At 72.6% G+C, this 21,279-nt stretch carries 19 protein-coding genes, 1 tRNA gene and 1 pseudogene; 16 read left to right on the top strand and 5 right to left on the bottom strand.

Annotated features, from left to right (window positions below):
- Positions 1-4 precede the first annotated feature (4 nt).
- Complete coding sequence (locus GA0070603_RS16350) at positions 5-865, bottom strand: hypothetical protein (RefSeq protein WP_244282538.1); 861 nt, start codon at positions 863-865, stop codon at positions 5-7.
- Between the two features lie 138 nt (positions 866-1,003).
- Here GA0070603_RS16350 and metG point away from each other — a divergent pair, with 138 nt between their 5' ends.
- Positions 1,004-2,806, top strand: coding sequence for a methionine--tRNA ligase (gene metG, locus GA0070603_RS16345; RefSeq protein ID WP_091314371.1), 1,803 nt, complete (start codon positions 1,004-1,006; stop codon positions 2,804-2,806).
- 57 nt (positions 2,807-2,863) lie between these two features.
- On the opposite strand, the gene GA0070603_RS16340 is transcribed toward metG, so the two are convergent.
- Both GA0070603_RS16340 and GA0070603_RS16335 read right to left on the bottom strand, forming a co-directional pair.
- Positions 2,864-3,715 carry an alpha/beta fold hydrolase gene (locus tag GA0070603_RS16340; RefSeq protein WP_091314368.1) on the bottom strand — a complete coding sequence of 284 codons (852 nt, stop codon included), beginning with the start codon at positions 3,713-3,715 and terminating at the stop codon, positions 2,864-2,866.
- Positions 3,716-3,774: 59 nt separating this feature from the next.
- Entirely contained in the window at positions 3,775-5,013 is a 1,239-nt protein-coding gene (locus GA0070603_RS16335; RefSeq protein ID WP_091314364.1) for a hypothetical protein, read from the bottom strand.
- A gap of 82 nt (positions 5,014-5,095) precedes the next feature.
- Between GA0070603_RS16335 and GA0070603_RS16330 the strand changes: the two genes are divergently transcribed.
- The 6 genes from GA0070603_RS16330 (at position 5,096) to GA0070603_RS16305 (ending at position 10,926) form a co-directional block, all read left to right on the top strand.
- Entirely contained in the window at positions 5,096-5,992 is an 897-nt protein-coding gene (locus GA0070603_RS16330) for a TatD family hydrolase (RefSeq protein ID WP_091314360.1), read from the top strand.
- A gap of 13 nt (positions 5,993-6,005) precedes the next feature.
- On the top strand, positions 6,006-6,875 hold the full coding sequence (rsmA, locus tag GA0070603_RS16325; protein WP_091314355.1) for a 16S rRNA (adenine(1518)-N(6)/adenine(1519)-N(6))-dimethyltransferase RsmA: 870 nt from the start codon (positions 6,006-6,008) through the stop codon (positions 6,873-6,875).
- A gap of 83 nt (positions 6,876-6,958) precedes the next feature.
- Positions 6,959-7,912 carry a 4-(cytidine 5'-diphospho)-2-C-methyl-D-erythritol kinase gene (locus tag GA0070603_RS16320; protein ID WP_091314351.1) on the top strand — a complete coding sequence of 318 codons (954 nt, stop codon included), beginning with the start codon at positions 6,959-6,961 and terminating at the stop codon, positions 7,910-7,912.
- A gap of 77 nt (positions 7,913-7,989) precedes the next feature.
- A complete protein-coding gene (locus GA0070603_RS16315) occupies positions 7,990-9,789 on the top strand; it encodes an ABC-F family ATP-binding cassette domain-containing protein (protein ID WP_091314348.1) in 1,800 nt (599 codons plus the stop codon).
- A 92-nt stretch (positions 9,790-9,881) separates the two neighbouring features.
- On the top strand, positions 9,882-10,337 hold the full coding sequence (locus GA0070603_RS16310) for a DUF4383 domain-containing protein (RefSeq protein ID WP_091314346.1): 456 nt from the start codon (positions 9,882-9,884) through the stop codon (positions 10,335-10,337).
- A 115-nt stretch (positions 10,338-10,452) separates the two neighbouring features.
- A complete protein-coding gene (locus tag GA0070603_RS16305; RefSeq protein ID WP_091314342.1) occupies positions 10,453-10,926 on the top strand; it encodes a DUF4383 domain-containing protein in 474 nt (157 codons plus the stop codon).
- Between the two features lie 6 nt (positions 10,927-10,932).
- On the opposite strand, the gene GA0070603_RS16300 is transcribed toward GA0070603_RS16305, so the two are convergent.
- Together GA0070603_RS16300 and GA0070603_RS16295 are read right to left on the bottom strand one after the other, a co-directional pair.
- The gene (locus GA0070603_RS16300) at positions 10,933-11,616 is read right to left on the bottom strand and encodes a TetR/AcrR family transcriptional regulator (protein WP_091314339.1); all 684 of its coding nucleotides are present in this window, start codon (positions 11,614-11,616) and stop codon (positions 10,933-10,935) included.
- A 41-nt stretch (positions 11,617-11,657) separates the two neighbouring features.
- Positions 11,658-12,629: an acyl-CoA desaturase gene (locus tag GA0070603_RS16295; RefSeq protein WP_091314335.1), complete on the bottom strand. Its 972-nt coding sequence runs from the start codon at positions 12,627-12,629 to the stop codon at positions 11,658-11,660.
- A gap of 120 nt (positions 12,630-12,749) precedes the next feature.
- Here GA0070603_RS16295 and GA0070603_RS16290 point away from each other — a divergent pair, with 120 nt between their 5' ends.
- The 9 genes and pseudogenes from GA0070603_RS16290 (at position 12,750) to cysN (ending at position 21,272) form a co-directional block, all read left to right on the top strand.
- The gene (locus GA0070603_RS16290; protein ID WP_091314333.1) at positions 12,750-13,610 is read left to right on the top strand and encodes a helix-turn-helix domain-containing protein; all 861 of its coding nucleotides are present in this window, start codon (positions 12,750-12,752) and stop codon (positions 13,608-13,610) included.
- A 15-nt stretch (positions 13,611-13,625) separates the two neighbouring features.
- A tRNA-Gln gene (locus GA0070603_RS16285) sits at positions 13,626-13,697 on the top strand.
- A gap of 117 nt (positions 13,698-13,814) precedes the next feature.
- A pseudogene (gene glmU / locus GA0070603_RS16280) lies at positions 13,815-15,341 on the top strand (bifunctional UDP-N-acetylglucosamine diphosphorylase/glucosamine-1-phosphate N-acetyltransferase GlmU).
- A gap of 52 nt (positions 15,342-15,393) precedes the next feature.
- A complete protein-coding gene (locus tag GA0070603_RS16275; RefSeq protein ID WP_091314326.1) occupies positions 15,394-16,374 on the top strand; it encodes a ribose-phosphate diphosphokinase in 981 nt (326 codons plus the stop codon).
- 296 nt (positions 16,375-16,670) lie between these two features.
- On the top strand, positions 16,671-17,363 hold the full coding sequence (locus GA0070603_RS16270) for a 50S ribosomal protein L25/general stress protein Ctc (RefSeq protein WP_091314322.1): 693 nt from the start codon (positions 16,671-16,673) through the stop codon (positions 17,361-17,363).
- Between the two features lie 96 nt (positions 17,364-17,459).
- Positions 17,460-18,050: an aminoacyl-tRNA hydrolase gene (pth, locus tag GA0070603_RS16265; RefSeq protein WP_091314319.1), complete on the top strand. Its 591-nt coding sequence runs from the start codon at positions 17,460-17,462 to the stop codon at positions 18,048-18,050.
- A 92-nt stretch (positions 18,051-18,142) separates the two neighbouring features.
- Entirely contained in the window at positions 18,143-18,976 is an 834-nt protein-coding gene (locus GA0070603_RS16260) for an inositol monophosphatase family protein (RefSeq protein ID WP_091314316.1), read from the top strand.
- A gap of 80 nt (positions 18,977-19,056) precedes the next feature.
- On the top strand, positions 19,057-19,968 hold the full coding sequence (gene cysD, locus GA0070603_RS16255) for a sulfate adenylyltransferase subunit CysD (protein WP_091314313.1): 912 nt from the start codon (positions 19,057-19,059) through the stop codon (positions 19,966-19,968).
- The gene (gene cysN / locus GA0070603_RS16250; protein ID WP_091314310.1) at positions 19,968-21,272 is read left to right on the top strand and encodes a sulfate adenylyltransferase subunit CysN; all 1,305 of its coding nucleotides are present in this window, start codon (positions 19,968-19,970) and stop codon (positions 21,270-21,272) included. Before cysD ends, cysN begins: the two co-directional genes overlap by 1 nt.
- The last annotated feature ends 7 nt before the right edge of the window (positions 21,273-21,279 follow it).

The raw sequence follows: 21,279 nt of genomic DNA, 5'->3' as shown, positions 1-21,279 counted from the left end.
ACGGCTACCAGGCCGCGCCCAGGAAGCCGACGGTGATCAGCAGCGGGCCGGCCAGCGCCACACCCACCGCCCAACGGCGTTGCCGGGGGTCCGGCAGCCGGGTCGCGCCGGTCCACCGGGCGATCCCGGCGGCGCAGCCGGCCACCAGCAGCAGCCCGAGCAGCCAGCGCAGGTGCCGGCCGGCGCCGGCGTCGGCGTAGGCGGTGCGGCCGGCCGGCCCGGTCATCCGGGCGGGCAGCACCGAGCCGGTGGCGCTGCGCTCGGCCGGGACGCCGCTGACCCGGACACCGTGGGCCAGGAAGCGCTGGCCGTCGGCCAGGAAGAGCCCGCGGCAGCGCTGGGTCAGCCCGCCGCCGGTGCAGTCGGTGATCACCGCCGTGCCGTTCGTCCCGTGTCCCACGGCCAGCCAGAACGGCCCGGCGCTCACCCAGGCGAAGAACGCGGCCAGCAGGGTCAGAGACAGCAGCACGGACAGGCCGCTGACCGGGTCCGGGGGACGGACCGGCCGCTCGCGCCGGGACGCCGTCCGGCGGCGCGGCCAGCGGCCGGCCCGCCGCTGCGGCTCCTCCCGCAGCGGGGTGCCGTCCCAGTGCACCTCCTCGATCGGTGCCCAGGCGGTCCCGCCGTCCGCCGGCGCGGAACGCCGGTGCCAACGCGGCTGCCGGACCGGCACCCGGCGGGGGACGGCGTCCACCGGCGCCCCGGTGGTCGGCTCCACCTCCACCGGAGGATCGGCGGGGTCCAGCCGGGGCTGGGGAGCGACCGACGCGCCGCGCGCCGGGGTCCGCCGCGCGGCCTCCCCGGCCGCCGGCGCGGAGGACCCGCCCGGCCCGGGCGCCGCTGGTCTGCTGGTCACGCCGTTCATTTGACACCGGCGGGCCGGGCCAGCCGGGCAGCTCAGGCCGCGTGTCGGCGACAAATCGGACGTACGGCCGGGTGCGGCCGGTGGGACGCGCCCTATTGGTTCGCGGGTCGCCCGCGGCACTCACTAGGCTTGACGCTCATGAGTCACGTTCTCGCCGCGGTCGCCTGGCCCTACGCCAACGGCCCGCGCCACATCGGCCACGTATCCGGATTCGGCGTTCCCTCCGACGTCTTCGCCCGGTACATGCGGATGGCCGGTCACGACGTGCTCATGGTCTCCGGCACCGACGAGCACGGCACCCCGATCCAGGTGCAGGCCGACGCCGAGGGGGTCACCCCGCGCGAACTGGCCGACCGGTACAACCGGGTGATCGCCGAGGACCTGCGGGCGCTGGGGCTGTCGTACGACCTGTTCACCCGGACCACCACCCGCAACCACTACGCGGTGGTGCAGGAGCTGTTCGAGGGTCTGCACCGCAACGGCTACATCGTCCCCAAGGTCACCACCGGGGCGATCTCCCCGTCCACCGGCCGCACGCTGCCCGACCGCTACATCGAGGGCACCTGCCCGATCTGCGGCTACGACAGCGCCCGCGGCGACCAGTGCGACAACTGCGGCAACCAGCTCGACCCGGTCGACCTGATCAACCCCAAGTCGAAGATCAACGGCGAGACGCCGGAGTTCGTGGAGACCGAGCACTTCTTCCTGGACCTGCCCGCCCTGGCCGACGCGCTGCGGCAGTGGCTGGACACCCGGGAGGGCTGGCGGCCCAACGTGCTGCGCTTCTCCCGCAACCTGCTCGACGACCTCCAGCCCCGAGCCATCACCCGCGACCTGGAGTGGGGCGTGCCCATCCCGCTCGACGGCTGGCGCGACCGGCCCGACAAGCGGATCTACGTCTGGTTCGACGCGGTCATCGGCTACCTGTCCGCGTCCATCGAGTGGGCCCGCCGCACCGGCGACCCGGAGGCGTGGCGGAAGTGGTGGTCCGCCGACGGCGAGGGCAAGGACGCCCGGGGCTACTACTTCATGGGCAAGGACAACATCGTCTTCCACTCGGTGATCTGGCCGGCGCTGCTCGGGGGCTACTCCGGCGAGGGCTCCCGGGACGGCGAGCCGGGCGCGCTGGGCCGGCTCAACCTGCCCACCGAGGTGGTCTCCAGCGAGTACCTGACCATGGAGGGCCGCAAGTTCTCCTCCTCGCGCAAGGTGGTCATCTACGTCCGCGACTTCCTGGAGCGGTACGACGCCGACGCGCTGCGCTACTTCATCGCGGTGGCCGGCCCGGAGAGCAACGACACCGACTTCACCTGGGCCGAGTTCCTCCGCCGCAACAACGACGAGCTGGTCGCCGGCTGGGGCAACCTGGTCAACCGGTCCATCTCGATGGCGGCGAAGAACTTCGGGGCGATCCCTCCGGTCGACCCGGCCGGGCTCACCGAGGCCGACCAGGCGCTGCTCGACACGGCCCGGGCGGGGTTCGCCACCGTCGGCGACCTCATCGCCCGGCACCGGCAGAAGCAGGCCATCGGCGAGGCCATGAAGGTTGTCGCCGAGGCCAACAGGTACCTGTCCGAGCAGGCGCCCTGGAAGCTCAAGGGCGAGGACGACAAGCCCCGGATGGGCACCATCCTGCACGTCGCCCTCCAGGTGGTCAGCGACGCCAACACGCTGCTCACCCCGTTCCTGCCGCACTCCGCGCAGAAGATCCACGAGCTGCTCGGCGGCACCGGGGTGCACGCGCCCATGCCGGTGATCGAGGAGGTCGAGGACCTCGACGGCGGGCCGGCGTACCCGGTGCTGACCGGTGACTACACGGTCGGGGCGCGCTGGGAGTCCGTACCCGTGGAGGCGGGCCGGCCGCTCGCGGCGCCGAAGCCGGTGTTCCGCAAGCTCGACCCGTCCATCGTCGACGAGGAACTGGCCCGGCTGGCCGGCTGAGCCGCCCGACGCACGACGCGGCCCCGGGGATGTCCCCGGGGCCGCGTCGTCGGTGGGTCAGGCGCGGGCCATCCTCGGCGCGCCGATGAACTCCATGATCGCCTGGTTGACCTCGCTGGGGTGCGTCCACGGCGTGCCGTGGGGCGCACCCTTCAAGGTGATCATCTGGCAGTTGGGGAGCATGTGCTGCAACCGCTGGCCCGTCACCGGGTACGGCAGCACGTTGTCCTTGTCACCCTGGATGATCAGCACCGGGATGGTGATGTTCGGCAGGTCGCCGCGGAAGTCGGTCAGCCAGGCGTCGACGCTGTCGTAGGTGCCCTTCGCCGACGCCTGCGCGCCGATCTGCCAGTGCGCCCGGTACGCCTCCTCGCTCACCCACTTGCCCTTGGTCTCGCTGTAGTTGAAGAACGCGTCGCAGAACTGCGTCAGGTACGCGAACCGGTCCTGGATGATCGCCTTCTGGAAGCCGTCGAACAGGCTCTTGTCGACACCTTCCGGATTGTCGGCCGTCTTCAGCAGGAACGGCGCCAGCGGGGCCATCAGCACCGCCCGGTCCACCCGGTCCGACCCGTACGCCCCCAGGTAGCGGGTCACCTCGCCGGTGCCCATCGAGTGCCCGATGAGGATCGCGTTGCGCAGGTCCAGCTCGGTCATCAGCACGTCGAGGTCGGCCGCGAAGGTGTTGTAGTCGTAGCCGAACGCCGGTTGGGCGGAGTTGCCGAACCCCCGCCGGTCGTACGTGATCACCCGGTAGCCGGCCGCGAGCAGCGGACCGGACATCTTCTCCCAGGTTGCCCCGTTGAACGGGAAACCGTGGATCAGGACGATCGGCTGGCCGGAGCCGTGATCCTCGTAGTAGAGGTCGATGGGTGCGGAATTCTCCGTACCGACGGTGACGAAAGGCATGTCGGGCTCTCCCCTTGCGGTGCGTCTAGGACGCCCGCGCTTTCCCGGCCCGGCCCCGGTTATGCCGTCCGGTACGGCAGGTCCACCACCCGGTCGTCGGTCAGTTCGGCGCCCGGGGCCCAGGTCTCGTAGACGCCCCGCTCGTGGCACTGCGCCCCGGTCGTGGTCACCGCGTCCGGATCCGGACGGCACAGCCGCAGCCGCAGCCAGCCCGCCTCCTCCCGGAGCACCAGGCAGGGCACCCCACGCCAGGTGGCGTAGCGCAGCCGGCGGGCCGCCGACTCCACCGGGTAGCGGGCCGCCCGGGTCATGGCCAGCACCCGGAACCCGCCGGGCAGGTCGGCCACCGCCTCGTACTCGGCGCCGCCGTACACGCCGACGAGCTGCGTGGAGCGGGGCGCGTCGCCGGTCGGCACGTACTCCTGGTCGGGGGAGACGCCGGGCACCGCGGCGAGCAGGTGCCGCCACTGCGGGCCCACCATGCGCAGCCAGCCCCGCTGCTCGGCCTGGTAGGTGTAGAGCACCACCTCCACCCCCTCCGCCGGGTAGGCGAGCAGGGCGGCGTTCGCCGGCATCGGCAGATCGGCGAAGTCGCGGGTCACGAACTCCGGGACCAGCTGGGCGTTGCTCGGCACGAAGCCCGTGCCCAGCACCGGCGGCCCGAGCCGGTCGCGCGGCGGCAGCGCGGTCAGCCCCTGGTACGCCGGGCCGACCGGCACGTCGTAGTCGGCCGGGTCGGTGGCACGCCAGCGCAGCGCGTACGCCACGTCGCCGCCCTCGGAGTCGCCGCGCAGCACCGCCATCCCCGCCGGTGTGCGCAGGTGCGCCACGTCGTGCTCCCGGTGGCAGAAGCCGTGCGGCAGCCAGCCCCGCACGTAGCCGGCGAGCTGGCGGGCGGAGAGCACCTTCACCATCCGGGTGCCCGGCCGGATCACCGCCGAGCCGCGCACCGCCGCGAGCATCGGGTCGCCGGCCGCGCCCGGCTGCTGGCTGAGCTGGTGCACGTACGCCCAGCCGTGCTGCCGGTGCAGCGGCATCAGCAGCGGCGGGTCGAGGTCCTCGGTCGGCTCGGCCGCGCCGTGCACGGCACTCACCTCGGTGACGTGCACGAACCTCCGCCACGGGTACGCCACCCCGGGCCGGGGCGCCCACTCGAAACCGGGCGCCTCCTCGGCGCTGAACAGCTCGTACGCCGCGCCACGGGCGATCTCCTCCGCCGGGTGGACGCGGCCGTCGTACGTCACGCGCAGCCCGGTCCGCTCGGAGGCGGCCCCGCCGGCCTGGGGAGTGACGGTCACGCCCCGGACCGTAGGCGCGGCAGATGTTGCGCGCGTGAACAGTCGGTGGCGGTCGGGAAACGCCGGCCGCCCACGGTGTGTGATGCTGGCCGCGATGAGCGAGCAGACCGAAACCCGCAAGCAGCGCGCCGCCCGCCGGGCGGGCGAGTTCCCGCCCGCCCCGGAGGCGCTCGCGGTGCCCGTGCTGGACAGCCACACCCACCTGGACATCACGGTCAGCGAGGCCGGGGTTCCCGGCGGTCCGGCCGACGACCCGGTGGCGGCGGCCATCGCGGTGGCCGCCGGTGTCGGCGTGGACCGGCTCGTGCAGGTGGGCGTGGACGTCGAGTCGTCCCGGTGGAGCGCCGACGTCGCCGAGCGCTACGGCGCGGTGCTGGCCACCGTGGCGCTGCACCCGAACGAGGCGCCCCGACTGGCCGACCTGGACGAGGCGCTGCGTGAGATCGAGGCCCTCGCCGGCCGGAGCCGCGTCCGGGGCATCGGCGAGACCGGCATGGACTTCTTCCGCACCGGCGACGAGGGGCGGGCCGCGCAGGAGGAGAGCTTCCGGGCGCACATCGCCATCGCCAAGCGCTACGGCAAGGCGCTTGTCATCCACGACCGGGACGCGCACGCCGACGTGCTGCGGATCCTCGACGACGAGGGCGCGCCGGACACCGTGGTGCTGCACTGCTTCTCCGGCGACGCCGACTTCGCCCGCGAGTGCGTCCGCCGCGGCTACCTGCTGAGCTTCGCCGGCACTGTCACCTTCGGCAGCGCCACGGCGCTGCGCGAGGCCGCCGCGGTGACCCCGCCCGGGCAGCTGCTGGTGGAGACCGACGCGCCGTACCTCACCCCCATGCCGCACCGGGGGCGGCCCAACGCCTCGTACCTGATCCCGCTGACCGTCCGGTTCCTCGCCGAGACCACGGGGACCGACCTCGACGAGCTCTGCGCGGCGATCTCCGCGACCGGCGAGCGCGCGTTCGGGCCGTGGTGAAAGGATGCCCGGCGTGACCGGTCTCCTCGGCCCGGCGGAGATCCGGGAACTCGCCGCGCGGCTCGGCGTGTCGCCGACCAAGAAGCTCGGCCAGAACTTCGTGCACGACCCGAACACGGTCCGCCGGATCGTCACCACGGCCGGGCTCGCCCCGGACGACGTGGCGCTGGAGGTCGGCCCCGGGCTCGGCTCGCTCACCCTGGCCCTGCTCCCGGTGGCCGCGCACGTACACGCCGTGGAACTCGACCCCGCGCTGGCCGCCGCGCTGCCGGAGACCGCCGCCCGGTTCGCCGGCCCGGACGCCGCCCGGCTCACCGTGCACCCCGGCGACGCGCTGCGGGTCACCGCCGGCGACCTGGCCGACCCGGCGCCGACCGCGCTGGTGGCGAACCTGCCCTACAACGTGGCCGTGCCCGTGGTGCTGCACCTCCTCGCCGAGCTGCCCACGCTGCGGCACGGCCTCGTCATGGTGCAGAAGGAGGTCGCCGACCGGCTCGTCGCCGGTCCCGGCTCGAAGGTGTACGGCATCCCGTCGGTCAAGCTCGCCTGGTACGCCCGGTCCCGGGCCGCCGGCAAGGTCCCGCCGAACGTCTTCTGGCCGGTGCCGAACGTCGACTCCGGGCTGGTCGCCTTCACCCGGCGCGAGCCGCCCCGCGCCGACGTACCCCGGCAGGCGGTCTTCGCCGTCGTCGACGCGGCGTTCGCGCAGCGCCGCAAGACGCTGCGCGCCGCCCTCGCGGGCTGGGCCGGCGGCGCGGACCGGGCCGCCGCGGCGCTCACCGCCGCGGGCGTGGACCCCGGCGCCCGCGGCGAGTCACTCACCGTGGAGCAGTTCGCCGCCATCGCCGCGTCGGCCCCGACCGCCCCGGCCGCCGCCCGTTAGGCTGGCGCCGTTGCCCACCCCGCCGAGGAGCTGACCGTGCAGAAGCCGTTCGACATCCGCCTGCGCCCGCGGGACATCGCCCCGTGACCGAGGCCTGGCGACCGGACGACGAGGACGGGCAGCGGCGCGGGGCCAGCGGCCCGGTGAAGGTGCGGGTGCCGGCCAAGGTCAACCTGCACCTCGGGGTGGGACCGCTGCGCCGGGACGGCTACCACGAGCTGAACACCGTCTACCACGCGATCTCCATCTACGACGAGCTGACCGCCCGCCGGGGCGACACCCTCACCCTCACCATGGAGGGCGAGGGCGCCGGCGAGCTGGCCCTGGACGACACCAACCTGGTGATCCGGGCCGCCCACGCCCTCGCCGGCTACGCGGGTGTCCTGCCGCACGCCCGGCTGCACCTGCGCAAGCAGATCCCGCTCGCCGGTGGGCTGGCCGGCGGCAGCGCCGACGCCGCCGCCGCGCTTGTCGCCTGCGACGCGCTGTGGGGCACCGGGCTGTCCCGCGACGAACTGGCCGGCATCGCCGCCGACCTGGGCTCCGACGTGCCGTTCCTGATCCACGGCGGCACCGCGCTCGGCACCGGGCGCGGCGAGGCGGTCAGTCCCGTGCTGGCCCGCCCCACCTCCTGGCACTGGGTGGTGGCCGTCGCCGACGGCGGCCTCTCCACCCCGGCCGCCTACCGGGAGCTGGACCGGCTCCGCGACGCGGGCACCGCGGGCGAGCCGCTGGGCAGCACCGACGGGCTGCTCGGCGCGCTGCGCCAGCGCGACCCCCGGGTGCTCGCCGCCGCCCTCGGCAACGACCTCCAGGCCGCCGCGCTGGCCATGCGCCCGTCGCTGGCCGAGACGCTCAAGGCGGGGGAGGCGGCCGGTGCGCTCGCCGGCCTCGTGTCCGGTTCCGGCCCGACCTGCGTCTTCCTCGCCACCGACGAGGCACACGCCGGGCGGATCGCCGCCGACCTCACGGCCGCCGGCGTCTGCCGGGAGGCCCGGGTCGCGCACGGCCCGGTCGCCGGCGCCCGCGTCGTCTGAGCCCCGCCGCCCGGCCGCGTACCCTTGAGGTGGGCGTCCCGGGCACCGGGGCGCCCTTGATCATGAAAGGTGGGTCAGTGGCCAACATCGTCAACCTGGACCGGGTGTCCAAGGGGTACGGCGCCGCCGGGCCACTGCTCACCGACGTCTCGCTCGGTCTCGACGACGCCGACCGGGTCGGCGTGGTCGGCCTCAACGGCGCCGGCAAGTCCACGCTGCTGCGCCTGCTCACCAAGCAGGAGGACCCCGACGACGGGCGCGTCACCCACCGCCGTGACCTGCGGGTCTCCTGGCTGCCGCAGACCCTGACCCTGGCCCCCGAGGCCACCGTCCGGGACGTGGTGCTCGGCACCGCCTGGCTCGGCGAGAGCATGGGCGCCGAGCACGAGTGGGCCGGCGACGCCGGCGTCCGGGCCATCCTCGACGGCCTCGGCATGCCCCACCTCGGCCTCGACGCGCCCGTCGGGACCATGTCCGGCGGCGAACGCCGCCGCGTCGCCCTCGCCGCCCTGCTGGTCCGCGACGCCGACCTGCTCATCCTCGACGAGCCCACCAACCACCTCGACGTCGGCGGCGTCGACTGGCTGGCCCGGCACCTCGTCACCCGCAAGGGCGCGCTCGTCGTGGTCACCCACGACCGCTGGTTCCTCGACGCCGTCTGCACCACCACCTGGGAGGTCGCCGACCAGACCGTCCGGGCCTACGAGGGTGGCTTCGCCGCCTGGACCCTGGCCCGGGTCGAGCGGCAGCGGGTCGCCGCCGCCACCGAGGCCCGCCGGCAGAACCTGCTCCGCAAGGAGATCGCCTGGCTGCGCCGGGGCGCCCCCGCCCGGACCTCCAAGCCGAAGTTCCGGATCGACGCCGCCAACGCGCTCATCGCGGACGTGCCGGAACCCCGCGACACCATGTCGCTGCAACGGCTCGCCACCGCCCGGCTCGGCAAGCAGGTGTACGACCTCGACCAGGTCACCCTGCACGCCGGCCCCAAGGAGATCCTGCACGGCGTCACCTGGCAGGTCGGCCCCGGCGACCGGGTCGCCATCCTGGGCCGCAACGGCGCCGGCAAGACCACCCTGCTGCGGATGCTCGCCGGGGTGACCCGCCCCGACGGCGGCCGGTTCGCCGCCGGGCAGACCGTACGCCCCGCGTTCCTCTCCCAGGAACTCGCCGAACTCCCCGGCCACCTGCGCGTCCTCGAAGCCGTCGAGGAGGTGGCCCGGCGCGTGCAACTCGGTGACCGGGAGATCAGCGCCGCCCAGCTCGCCGAGGTCTTCGGGTTCGACGACCGGCGGCTCTGGACCCCGGTCAGCGACCTCTCCGGCGGCGAGCGTCGCCGGCTCCAGATGCTGCGGCTGCTCGCCGGCGAGCCCAACGTGCTCCTCCTCGACGAGCCCACGAACGACCTGGACACCGACACGCTCGCCGCGCTGGAGGACCTGCTCGACTCCTGGCCCGGCACCATCGTGGTGGCCAGCCACGACCGCTACCTGATCGAGCGGGTCACCGACGTCGCGTACGGGATGTTCGGCGACGGCCGGCTCGTGCACCTCCCCGGCGGGGTCGACGAGTACCTGGCCCGCGCCGCCGCGGGCGGCGGCCCGGCCCCCGCCGACCTCACCCCCGCCGCGGCCGCGCCGGCCCGCGCGGGCCTGTCCGCCGCCGAGGTACGCACCGCCAAGAAGGAACTCAGCCGGCTGGAACGCCAGATCGCCAAGCTGGAGCAGAAGGAGGCGACGCTGCACGAGCAGCTCGCCGCCAACGCCACCGACTACGCGAAGGTCGCCGAGCTGGACGCCCAGCTCAAGGAGGTCCGCGCCGAGCGGGACCGCACCGAGGAGACCTGGCTGGCCCTCGCCGAGGAGCTGCCGGCCGGCTGACCCGGCCGGGGTGGGGGGTGTGCGGCGTCACTCCCGGGCGTACGGGACAATCGCAGGCGACCCCTTTCCCGTTCGGTCTTGGAGACGCAGAGATGGCCCACACCCCCGTCAACCACCCCGCGCGGCCTGTCTACCGGGCGATCGGCGGGCTCGTTGGTCTGTACTTCGTCGTGTTCGGCGTGCTCGGCATCATCGCCAGCGCCGGCAACGACGTCCTCGCCCGGGACGACACCAAGGTCCTCGGCCAGGGCACCAACCTCGGCTTCTCGATGCTCACGATCCTGCTCGGGGCCGCGATCCTGGTCGGCACCGCGATCGGCCGCAACCTCGACGTGGCGATCAACCAGTGGCTCGCCTACGCCCTGATGGCCCTCGGCCTGGCCGAGCTGGCGTTCCTCCAGACCGACGCCAACATCTTCAACTTCTCGATCCTCACCGACATCGTGGTGCTCACCCTGTCGCTGGTGCTCCTCATGGCCGGCATGTACGGCAAGGTCGGCACCGACGACGAGCACGAGGCCTGGCAGAAGGCCCGCCTGGTGCTCTGACCCGCAGCCCGTTCCCGAAGGCCCGGCGACCGCCGGGCCTTCGGCGTTTCCGGGGACGGGAGCGGCCCGCTCGGGGGACAATTGCGCCAAATCAGTCAGTCGACCGGAGGCTCCCATGGCGCACTTCCCGGTGAACCACCCCGCACGGCCGCTCTACCGGGTGCTGTCCGGGCTCATCGGCCTCTACATCCTGGTCTTCGGCGTCTGGGGGGTCTTCGAGACCTGGGGCAACAGCCTGTTCAGCCGGGAGAGCACCAGCGCCCTCGGCCTCCGCACCAACCTGGCGTTCGCCCTGGTCTCCGTGGTGTTCGGCGCCTTCCTGCTGATCGGCGCGTCCCGCCGCGGCAACCTCGGCCACTACATGAACCTGACCGCCGGAGCCGTCTTCCTGGTCACCGGCATCCTCATGATGGCCGTGCTCCAGACCTCGGCGAACTTCCTCAACTTCTCGATGTCCACCGTGCTCGTCTCGCTGGTGTTCGGGCTGATCCTGCTCGCCACCGGCCTCTACGACAAGGTCGGCACCGACGAGCACGCCGAGGACGAGCGCCGCCGCCGCGAACACCCCATCGCCGAGGCCCACCGCTGAGCCGGCTCAGCCCCGCTTGCGCACCGTGATCAGACCCGGCTTCGCCTCCAGGTGCGACAGGCCGTTCCAGGCCAGGTTCACCAGGTGCGCCGCCACCGTCTCCTTCCGCGGCTTGCGCACCTCCAACCACCAGCGCCCGGTCAACGCCACCATGCCCACCAGCGCCTGCGAGTACAGCTCCGCCAGCTTCGGGTCGTAGCCCCGGCTGGAGAACTCCGCGCCCAGGATGTGCTCCACCTGATGCGCCACGTCGTTCATCACGCTGCTGAAGTTGCCCGTCGCCGACATCAGCGGCGACTCCCGGACCAGCACCCGGAACCCGCTGGTCTCCTCCTCGATGTACGTCAGCAGGGTCAACGCCGCCTGCTCCAGCAACTCCCGCGGATGCCCCGCCGTCAACGCCGTGGTGATCCGGTCCAGCAGCGAGCGGACCTCCCGGTCCACCACCACCGCGTAGAGCCCCTCCTTGCCGCCGAAGTGCTCGTAGACCACCGGCTTGGAGACCTTCGCCCGGGCCGCCACCTCCTCGATCGAGGTCGCGTCGAACCCGCGCTCGGCGAAGATCTGCCGCGCGATCGAGATCAACTGCTCGCGCCGCTGGGTCGCGGACATCCGTACCCGGGAAGGCTTCGCCGCCGGGACGGCCCGCCGGCGGGCGGTGCTGGCGTCGCTGCCGGGAACATCGGTCACCCGGCCCATCCTGCCAAACCCGGCCCGCGTCGATCGACCGGTTACCGCGCCGGCCGGCCGCGCACCCGCCCCGGCTCCACCAGCTTCGCCGTGATCCGCTCCGGTTTCGGCCACCGCACCGACCAGGCCGCGCCCACCTTCTCCAACAGCCAGATCACCCGCGCCGACGGGTCGACCTGGCCCCGCAGCACCCCGTGCCGCGCGCTGGTCGGCTCCGCGTGGTGCAGGTTGTGCCAGCTCTCCCCGAACGACAGCAGCGCCAACGGCCAGAAGTTCGACGCCCGGTCACCCTGCCGCACCGCGAACGGGCGCTCCCCGTAGACGTGGCAGACCGAGTTGATCGACCAGGTGACGTGGTGCAGCAGCGCGATCCGGACCAGCCCGCCCCAGAAGAACGCGGTCAGCGCGCCCTGCCACGACCCGGTGAGCAGCCCGCCCATCGCCGCCGGCCCGAGCACCGAGACCACCACCAGCACCGGGAAGAGCCGGTCGACGCGGCGGGTGATCGGGTCGGCCAGCAGGTCCGGGGCGAACCGCTCCCGGTTCGACAGCTCCCGGTTGAACAGCCAGCCCACGTGCGCGTGGAACAGCCCCCTGGTCAGCCCAGCGATGCTCTCCCCGAACCGCCACGGCGAGTGCGGATCGCCCTCCTGGTCCGAGAACGCGTGGTGCCGCCGGTGGTCGGCCACCCACTGGATGATCTCGCCCTGCACGGCGAACGAACCCGCCACCGCCAGCGCCGCCCGCAGCCAGGGTTTCGCCTTGAACGAGCCGTGGGTGAAGTAGCGGTGGTAGCCGACGGTGATGCCGAGGCCGGACAGCACGTACCAGAACCCGGCCACCAGCACGTCGGTCCAGCCCAGCCAGCCGCCCCAGGCCACCGGCACGGCGGCCAGCAGGGCGAGGAACGGAACGACCACGAAGGCCCACAGGGCGATCAGGATGCCGGGGGACTGGTGACCCTGGGTCAGCGGCTTCGGCCCGCTGTCCGGGCCGGTCAGGGTGGTCGACATGGCACCTCCCAGTGGTACGGGCTACGCCTACGTCACCGTAAACAGGAGCGCTCTAGATCGCAGCGGACACGTGGATCCGTCGATGGCGGACCTGTCGTACGCCCGTCCTAACCTGCCGACGTGACCGACCCGCTCGCCGCCGAGGCGCGCCGCCTGCGCGTCGAGGAACAGCTCTCCGTCCAGCAGATCCGGGCCCGGCTGGGCATCGGCCGGGATCGGGCGTACGCGCTGCTGCGCGGCGTGCCACCACCTGAATGGACCCGGCGGCCCCGGGCTCGCGACGCGACCCGCGCCGAGGCGGAGCGGCTACGGGCGGCGGGGCGGTCGGTCAACGAGATCGCCGAGCAGCTCGGCGTCGCGAAGTCGACGGCCTACCAGTGGGTCCGGCACCTGCCGTTGAATCCGGACGAGGCGACGGCCCGGCGCCGGCGGGCGCATTCGAAGGCGATGACGGACGCGCGGTGGGGCGCGTACCGGGAGGCGCGGGACGCGGCCCAGGCCGCCGAACACCAGCGGGCCGCCGGCGTGGTCGGCGGGCTCGACGAACGCGACCTGCTGGTGCTGGGCGCGGCGATCTACTGGTGCGAGGGAAGCAAGTCGAAGCCGTGGCGTGCGCAGGATCGCCTGGAGTTCGTCAACAGTGACCCCGGCCTGCTGGCGCTGTTCCTCAGGTTCCTCGAGGTGTGCGGCGTCGACCCGGCGGTGCCGACCTACCGGGTGAGCATCCACGAGTCGGCCGACGCGGAGGCGGCGGTCCAGTGGTGGGTGGAACGGCTCCGGTTGCCCCCGGACCGGTTCCGGCGGTCGGTGCTCAAGCGGCACAACCCGACCACGGTGCGCCGGAACACCGGCGACGGCTACCACGGCTGCCTCGTGATCACCGTGCCGCGCAGCCGCGCGCTCTACTGGCGGATCGAAGGTATGATCGCCGAGCTGTTCCGGATCGCGGACGAAACGCGGACCCGAAATGACGGGCCGTAGGTCTTGACACGGCAATGGGGTGTGGGGTAACGGCAACCCGCAGGCCTTTGGAGCCTTGAGCTCCTGGTTCGAATCCAGGCACCCCAGCTCGCCCTGTCGGATCCCACGCGTGATGACGGCATTTGTGTGGCCGGATGCGAATTGCAGCGAGCCGCGTGGTTAGCATGGCCGCGAGACTGTCGCCGTCCCGACGGGAGCCACGTCGTGCCCCAGCCCCACCTCCGCACCGTTGTCGTGCTCGCCGCCGGTGAGGGCAAGCGGATGAAGTCGGCCCTGCCCAAGGTGCTGCACCCGCTGCTCGGTCGTACCCTGCTCGGTCACGTGCTGGCCGCGGCCGCGCCGCTGGGCGCGGACCGCACGGTGGTCGTCGTCGGCCACGGCGCCGACCAGGTGGGCGCGCACCTCGCCGAGGTCGCCCCGGGGGCCACCCCGGTGCTCCAGGCGCAGCAGCTCGGCACGGGGCACGCGGTGCGGATCGCGCTGGACGCGGTCCCGGAGGCCGCCGGCACGGTCGTGGTGATCAACGGGGACGTGCCGCTGCTGCGGCCGGAGACCGTGGCGGCCCTGGTCGAGGCACACGAGGGCGCCGGCGCGGCGGCGACCGTGCTGGCCGCCGAGGTGCCCGACCCGACGGGCCTGGGCCGGATCGTGCGGGACGCGCAGGGGCGGCTGGCGGCGATCGTCGAGGAGCGTGACGCCACCCCGGAGCAGCGCGCGCTGCGGGAGATCAACGCGGGCATCTACGCGTTCGACGTGGCGCGGCTGCGGGACGCGCTGGGCAAGCTCTCCACGGACAACGACCAGGGCGAGGAGTACCTGACCGACGTCTTCGGCCTGCTGCGGGACGCGGGGGAGCCGGTGGCGGTGCACTGCGCCGCCGACCACGTGGAGACGCTGGGCTGCAACGACCGGGTCGAGCTGGCGGCGCTGCGGCGGCTGCTGCGGGACCGGGTGAACGAGGGCTGGATGCGGACCGGGGTGAGCATCCTGGACCCGCACACCACCTGGATCGACGTGACGGTGACCGTCGAGCGGGACGCGGTGATCGACCAGAACACCCAGCTCCAGGGCGCGACGGTGGTCGGCGCGGGGGCGCTGGTCGGGCCGGACACCACGCTGGTGGACACGACCGTGGGCGCGGGCGCGAGCGTGGTGCGCAGTCACGCGGTGGGCGCCGAGGTGGGTCCGGAGGCCAGCGTGGGGCCGTACGCCTACCTGCGGCCGGAGTCGCGGCTGGGCCGCAAGGCGAAGGTCGGCACGTTCGTGGAGACGAAGAAGGCCGCGATCGGTGAGGGCTCGAAGGTGCCGCACCTGTCGTACGTGGGTGACGCGACGATCGGCGAGCACAGCAACATCGGCGCGGCGACGGTGTTCGTGAACTACGACGGGGTGAAGAAGCACCACACGACCATCGGCAGCCACGCGCGCACCGGGGCGGACAACATGTTCGTGGCGCCGGTGCGGGTGGGCGACGGGGCGTACACGGCGGCCGGCTCGGTGATCATCGCGGATGTGCCGCCGGGCGCCATGGCGGTGGCCCGGGGCCAGCAGCGCAACGTCGAGGGTTGGGTGCTGCGCAAGCGGTCCGGCACGGCGGCCGCGGAGGCGGCGCAGCGGGCCCGTGAGGGTGCGTCGGAATCCGGCGGAGCCGCAAGCGAAGGTGACTGAATCCACGGGGGGCCGGAGACGGTGGGAGGACCGGTGAACGCGGGGGATACTGCAACCGAATAGTCCCCGGCTCACCGCCGCCGGGAACCACCGACATACGGGAGCAGACGGGCCCATGGGCAGCATCGTCGCCGAAAACCGCAAGAGCCTGATGCTCTTCTCCGGACGGGGTTTTCCGGAGCTGGCCAAGGAGATCGGTGAGGTGCTCGGCGTCGCGCCGACGCCCTCCGACTCGTACGATTTCGCCAACGGCGAGATCTTCGTGCGCTTCAAGGACTCGGTACGCGGTTCGGACGCCTTCGTGGTGCAGTCCGTGACGCACGGGGTCAACACCTGGGTCATGGAGACCCTGATCATGGTCGACGCGCTGAAGCGTGGTTCGGCCAAGCGGATCACCGTGGTCCTGCCGTTCTATCCCTACTCGCGGCAGGACAAGAAGCACCGTGGCCGGGAGCCGATCTCGGCCCGGCTGGTGGCCGACCTGCTGAAGACGGCGGGCGCGAACCGGATCCTGACGGTGGACCTGCACACCGCGCAGATCCAGGGCTTCTTCGACGGCCCGGTGGACCACCTGTTCGCCATGGACGTGCTGGCCGAGTACGTGGAGCACAAGTACGCGGGCCGACCGATGACGGTGGTGGCGCCGGACTCGGGCCGGGTGCGGGTGGCGGAGCGGTGGACGGACCGGCTGGGTGGTTGCCCGCTGGCGTTCATCCACAAGACCCGGGATCCGCTGAAGCCGAACCAGGTGGTGGCGAACCGGGTGGTCGGTGAGGTCGAGGGCCGGGTGTGCCTGATCGTCGACGACATGATCGACACGGGTGGCACGATCACGAAGGCCGCCGACATCCTCAAGGAGCAGGGCGCGGCGGAGATCGTGGTGGCCTCGACCCACGCGCTGCTGTCCGACCCGGCGACCGAGCGGCTGAAGAACAGCCCGATCAGCGAGGTCGTGGTGACCAACACGCTGCCGCTGCCGCCGGAGAAGCAGCTCGACAAGCTGACCGTGCTGTCGATCGCCCCGCTGCTGGCGCGGGCGATCCGGGAGGTCTTCGACGACGGTTCGGTGACCACCCTCTTCGGTGGCCTGAGCTGAGTTCCGGCGCCCGCCGGTGGCGGCCGTCGCGGACGGCCGCCACCGGCGGGAAGTTCGGTCGTTGAGGTGTGGCCGGCGGTGATGTGGGGACTGCCGGATGGCTCGGAAATCGCTCGGGTAGACTGGTGCGGTTGCCACGGCGAGGGTGCCCGGCGGGCCGCTGAAAAGCACCGCACGGAGGCGCCGTCATCGACGCGGTGCTCCGGGCGGTCGTTCATGACCTTGAGCCCCAGCGAGCCCCTCGCCCAGCACCGCCAGACGACAAGCCGCCGCAGCGAAGCATCAGGAGTTTCCCCGTGTCCGAGGTAAAGATCAGCGCCGAGCCCCGTACCGAGTTCGGCAAGGGTGGTGCCCGTCGTACCCGCCGGGCCGGCAAGGTGCCCGCCGTGCTGTACGGCCACGGCGAGAAGCCCAAGCACATCGCGCTCCCGGCGCGTGAGTTCGCCGCCGCGATCCGCAAGGGTGGCGCGAACCAGCTCTTCGCGATCGAGGTGAGCGACGGCACCCAGGTGCTGGCGCTGCCGAAGGCGATCCAGCGTGACCCGATCAAGGACACCTTCGAGCACGTGGACCTGCTGCTGGTCCGCCGGGGCGAGAAGGTCACCGTCGAGGTCCCGGTCCAGCTGACCGGTGAGGCCGCGAAGGACACCCTGATCGTGCACGACCACGACACCCTCTCGGTGACCGCCGACGCCACCAAGGTGCCGGACCACCTGGAGGCGTCGATCGAGGGCGCCGAGGCCGGCACCCAGATCACCGCCGCCGACGTCGAGCTGCCGGCCGGTGTCGAGCTGGTCGCGGACGCGGAGATGCCGGTCGCCTCGGTGACCGCCGCTCCGACCGCCGAGCAGCTCGAGGCCACCCTGCCCGAGGTCGAGGTCGCCGAGGAGGAGGCCGAGGCCGAGGTCGGCGAGGAGACCGCCGAGGGCGAGGAGGGCACTCCGGCCGAGGGCGAGCCGGCTGCCGAGGAGCCGAAGACCGAGGCCTGATCGGCCCGCAGGCTGTGCGACAGGCGTCCCCGGTTCCCGGGGGCGCCTGTCGGCGTATCGGAGGCGGGTCGTGGGGGAGAGCGGAAGGGACGTGGCGTGACGGACGAGGCGGGGCCGTGGCTGGTGGTCGGCCTGGGCAACCCCGGTCGGGAGTACGCGGGCAACCGGCACAACGTCGGCTTCATGGTGGCCGAGCTGCTGGCCGGCCGGGTGGGCGGTAAGTTCGGCCGGCACAAGCGGGCGATGGCCGAGGTGGCCGAGGGGCGGCTGGGTTTCGGTGGCCCGAAGCTGGTGCTGCTGAAGCCGCTGACCTACATGAACCTCTCCGGCGGCCCGGTGGTCGCGCTGGCGCAGTTCCACAAGATCCCGCCGGAGCGGGTGATCGCGGTGCACGACGAGCTGGACATCCCGTACGGCCAGCTGCGGGTGAAGTGCGGCGGCGGCGAGGGCGGCCACAACGGCCTGCGTTCGATGTCGAAGTCGCTGGGCACGAAGGACTACGTGCGGGTGCGGTTCGGGATCGGCCGGCCGCCGGGCCGGCAGGATCCGGCGGACTACGTGCTGTCGGACTTCTCCTCGGCCGAGCGCAAAGAACTGGAGTTCGTGGTGGACCGGGCGGCGGACGTGGTGGAGTCGGTGGTCGCCAAGGGCGTGGAGCCGACGCAGAACCTGTACCACGGAGCCTGAGGCGCGGGCGGGGCGTGCCGGGCCGGTCGCGTCCGGCCCGGTAGTCTGCGCCTTTCTGGCGTGCGAAGGCGGGCGACGGGAGCGGGAACGGCATGGGCAGTCCTCCGATGATCGACGGCGCGTTCGCCCGGTGGTTGGCGGCGCGGGCGGGGCAGGCGCTGATGGGCCTGCGCGCGGAGCTGGGCTTCGCCGACGCGGGGGCGCTGAAGTCGGCCGGGGACAAGGTCTCGCACGACCTGATCCGCACCGAGCTGGCGAAGTGGCGGCCGGCGGACGCGGTGCTGTCGGAGGAGGACGAGGGTTCCCGGCTGGCCTGGACGGCCGAGGTGAGCGGCGACGCGGTGTCCCGGCTGAACGCCGACCGGGTGTGGATCATCGACCCGCTGGACGGCACCCGGGAGTTCGCCGAGGAGGGCCGCTCGGACTGGGCGGTGCACGTGGCGCTCTGGGCGCGCAGCGCGCCGACGCCGCACGGCCTGGTGGCGGGGGCGGTGGGGCTGCCGGCGCAGCACCGGGTGCTGGGCACGGACTACCCGCCGGCGTACCCGCCCATGACCCTGGAGGCGGCCACGGCGGGCGGCGGCAGGACCATCCGGTTGGCGGCCAGTCGTAGCCGTCCGCCGGTTTTCCTGTCCGATCTGGCAGAGGACATCGGCGCGCATCTGGTTCCGATGGGCTCGGCGGGCGCGAAGATCGCCGCTGTGGTCACCGGGGAGGTCGACGCGTACATCCACGCGGGCGGTCAGTACGAGTGGGACTCGGCCGCTCCGGTCGCTGTGGCGACGGCCACCGGACTGCACGCTTCCCGGATCGACGGATCTGCGCTGAAATACAACGAGGCCGACCCGCGCCTGCCGGACCTGCTGGTCTGCCGCAAGGATCTCGCCAGCCGGTTGCTTGCAGCGCTGCAGAGGCATTCCGGGTAGCCTGAGCGTTCTTCTTCACGAGTCCGACCGGAAAGGTCTGGAATTCCGATGTGCGGATCCGAGCGAATCGAGTTCGTGTCATGACGGCCCCCGCCGCGTACCAGGTGTCCCACCTGGACGCCCTCGAGGCGGAGAGCATCTTCGTGATGCGCGAGGTCGTCGCCGAGATGGAGCGGCCCGTGCTGCTCTTCTCGGGCGGCAAGGACTCGATCGTGATGCTCCGGTTGGCCCAGAAGGCGTTCGCCCCGGCCAACATTCCCTTCCCGGTGATGCACGTCGACACCGGGCACAACTTCCCCGAGGTTCTCGAATACCGGGACCAGCGCGTCGCGGAGCTGGGTCTCCAGCTCATCGTGGCCAGCGTGCCGGAGGCCCTGGCCAAGGGGCTGGTGCGCGAGTCGGCCGACGGCATGCGCAACCGGATCCAGACGCCGGTGCTGCTCGACGCGGTGGAGAAGCACCGCTTCGACGCGCTGTTCGGTGGCGCCCGCCGGGACGAGGAGAAGGCCCGGGCCAAGGAGCGGGTGTTCAGCTTCCGCGACGAGTTCGGCCAGTGGGACCCGAAGAACCAGCGCCCCGAGCTGTGGGCGCTCTACAACGGCCGGCACCACCCGGGCGAGTCGATCCGGGTGTTCCCGCTCTCCAACTGGACCGAGCTGGACGTCTGGCACTACATCGCCCGGGAGCGGATCCCGCTGCCGTCGATCTACTTCGCGCACGAGCGCGAGGTGATCGAGCGCGACGGCATGCTCTACGCGGTCAACGAGTTCTTCCGGGGCCGCGCCGGTGAGCAGCCGTTCAAGGCCCAGGTCCGGTACCGGACCGTGGGTGACGCCTCCTGCACCGCGGCGGTCCGCTCGGACGCCGACACGGTGGAGAAGGTCATCGAGGAGGTGGCCGCCACGCGGATCACCGAGCGCGGCGCGACCCGCGGCGACGACCGGGTCAGCGAGGCCGCCATGGAGGACCGCAAGCGGGAGGGCTACTTCTGATGAGCGTCGAGACTGTTGCGCCGGCCGAGGCCGACGCGTCGGCCCGGCCGATGGACCTGCTGCGGTTCGCGACCGCCGGGAGCGTCGACGACGGCAAGTCGACACTGATCGGCCGGCTGCTCTACGACACGAAGTCGCTCTTCACCGACCAGCTCGCCGCCGTCGAGGCGGTCAGCGCGGCCCGGGGCGACGAGTACACCAACCTGGCGCTGCTCACCGACGGCCTGCGCGCCGAGCGGGAGCAGGGCATCACCATCGACGTGGCGTACCGCTACTTCGCCACGCCGCGGCGGAAGTTCATCATCGCCGACACCCCGGGGCACATCCAGTACACCCGGAACATGGTCACCGGCGCCTCCACGGCTGACCTGGCGCTGATCCTCGTGGACGCGCGCAAGGGCCTGGTGGAGCAGTCCCGCCGGCACGCGTTCCTCTGCTCGCTGCTGCGGGTGCCGCACCTGGTCCTCTGCGTGAACAAGATGGACCTGGTCGACTGGTCGCAGGAGGTGTTCGAGCAGATCGCCGACGAGTTCACCGCGTTCGCCGCGAAGCTCGACGTGCCGGACCTGACCGTGGTGCCGATCTCCGCGCTCCAGGGCGACAACATCGTCACCCGCTCGGAGAACATGCCCTGGTACGAGGGCCCGTCGCTGCTGCACCACCTGGAGCGGGTGCACATCGCCTCGGACCGCAACCTGGTCGATGTCCGCTTCCCGGTGCAGTACGTGATCCGGCCGCAGTCCACCACCGTCACCGACTACCGCGGCTACGCGGGCCAGGTGGCCTCGGGCGTGCTCAAGGCCGGCGACGAGGTGATGGTGCTGCCCTCGGGCTTCACCAGCCGGATCGCCGCCGTGGAGACCGCCGACGGCCCGGTGGACGAGGCGTTCCCGCCGATGTCGGTGACCGTCCGGCTGGCCGACGAGATCGACATCTCGCGCGGCGACATGATCTGCCGGCCGAACAACGCCCCGACCGTCGCGCAGGACATCGAGGCGATGATCTGCTGGATGGACGAGACCCGCCCGCTGCAGGTCGGCGGGAAGTACGCCATCAAGCACACCACCCGGTCCGCCCGGGCGATCGTGCGCGGGCTGCACTACCGGCTGGACATCAACTCGCTGCACCGCGACGAGACGGCCGGCGAGCTGAAGCTCAACGAGATCGGCCGGGTGCGGCTGCGCACCACGGTCCCGCTGCTGGCCGACGAGTACCGCCGCAACCGCACCACCGGCGGTTTCGTCATCATCGACGAGACCACCAACCGCACCGTCGGCGCCGGCATGATCGTCGAGGCCGGCTGACCGCTTC

The organism is Micromonospora chersina (assembly GCF_900091475.1).
GTDB classification, from domain to species: domain Bacteria; phylum Actinomycetota; class Actinomycetes; order Mycobacteriales; family Micromonosporaceae; genus Micromonospora; species Micromonospora chersina.
This window is presented reverse-complemented; position numbering and strand designations above follow the sequence as displayed.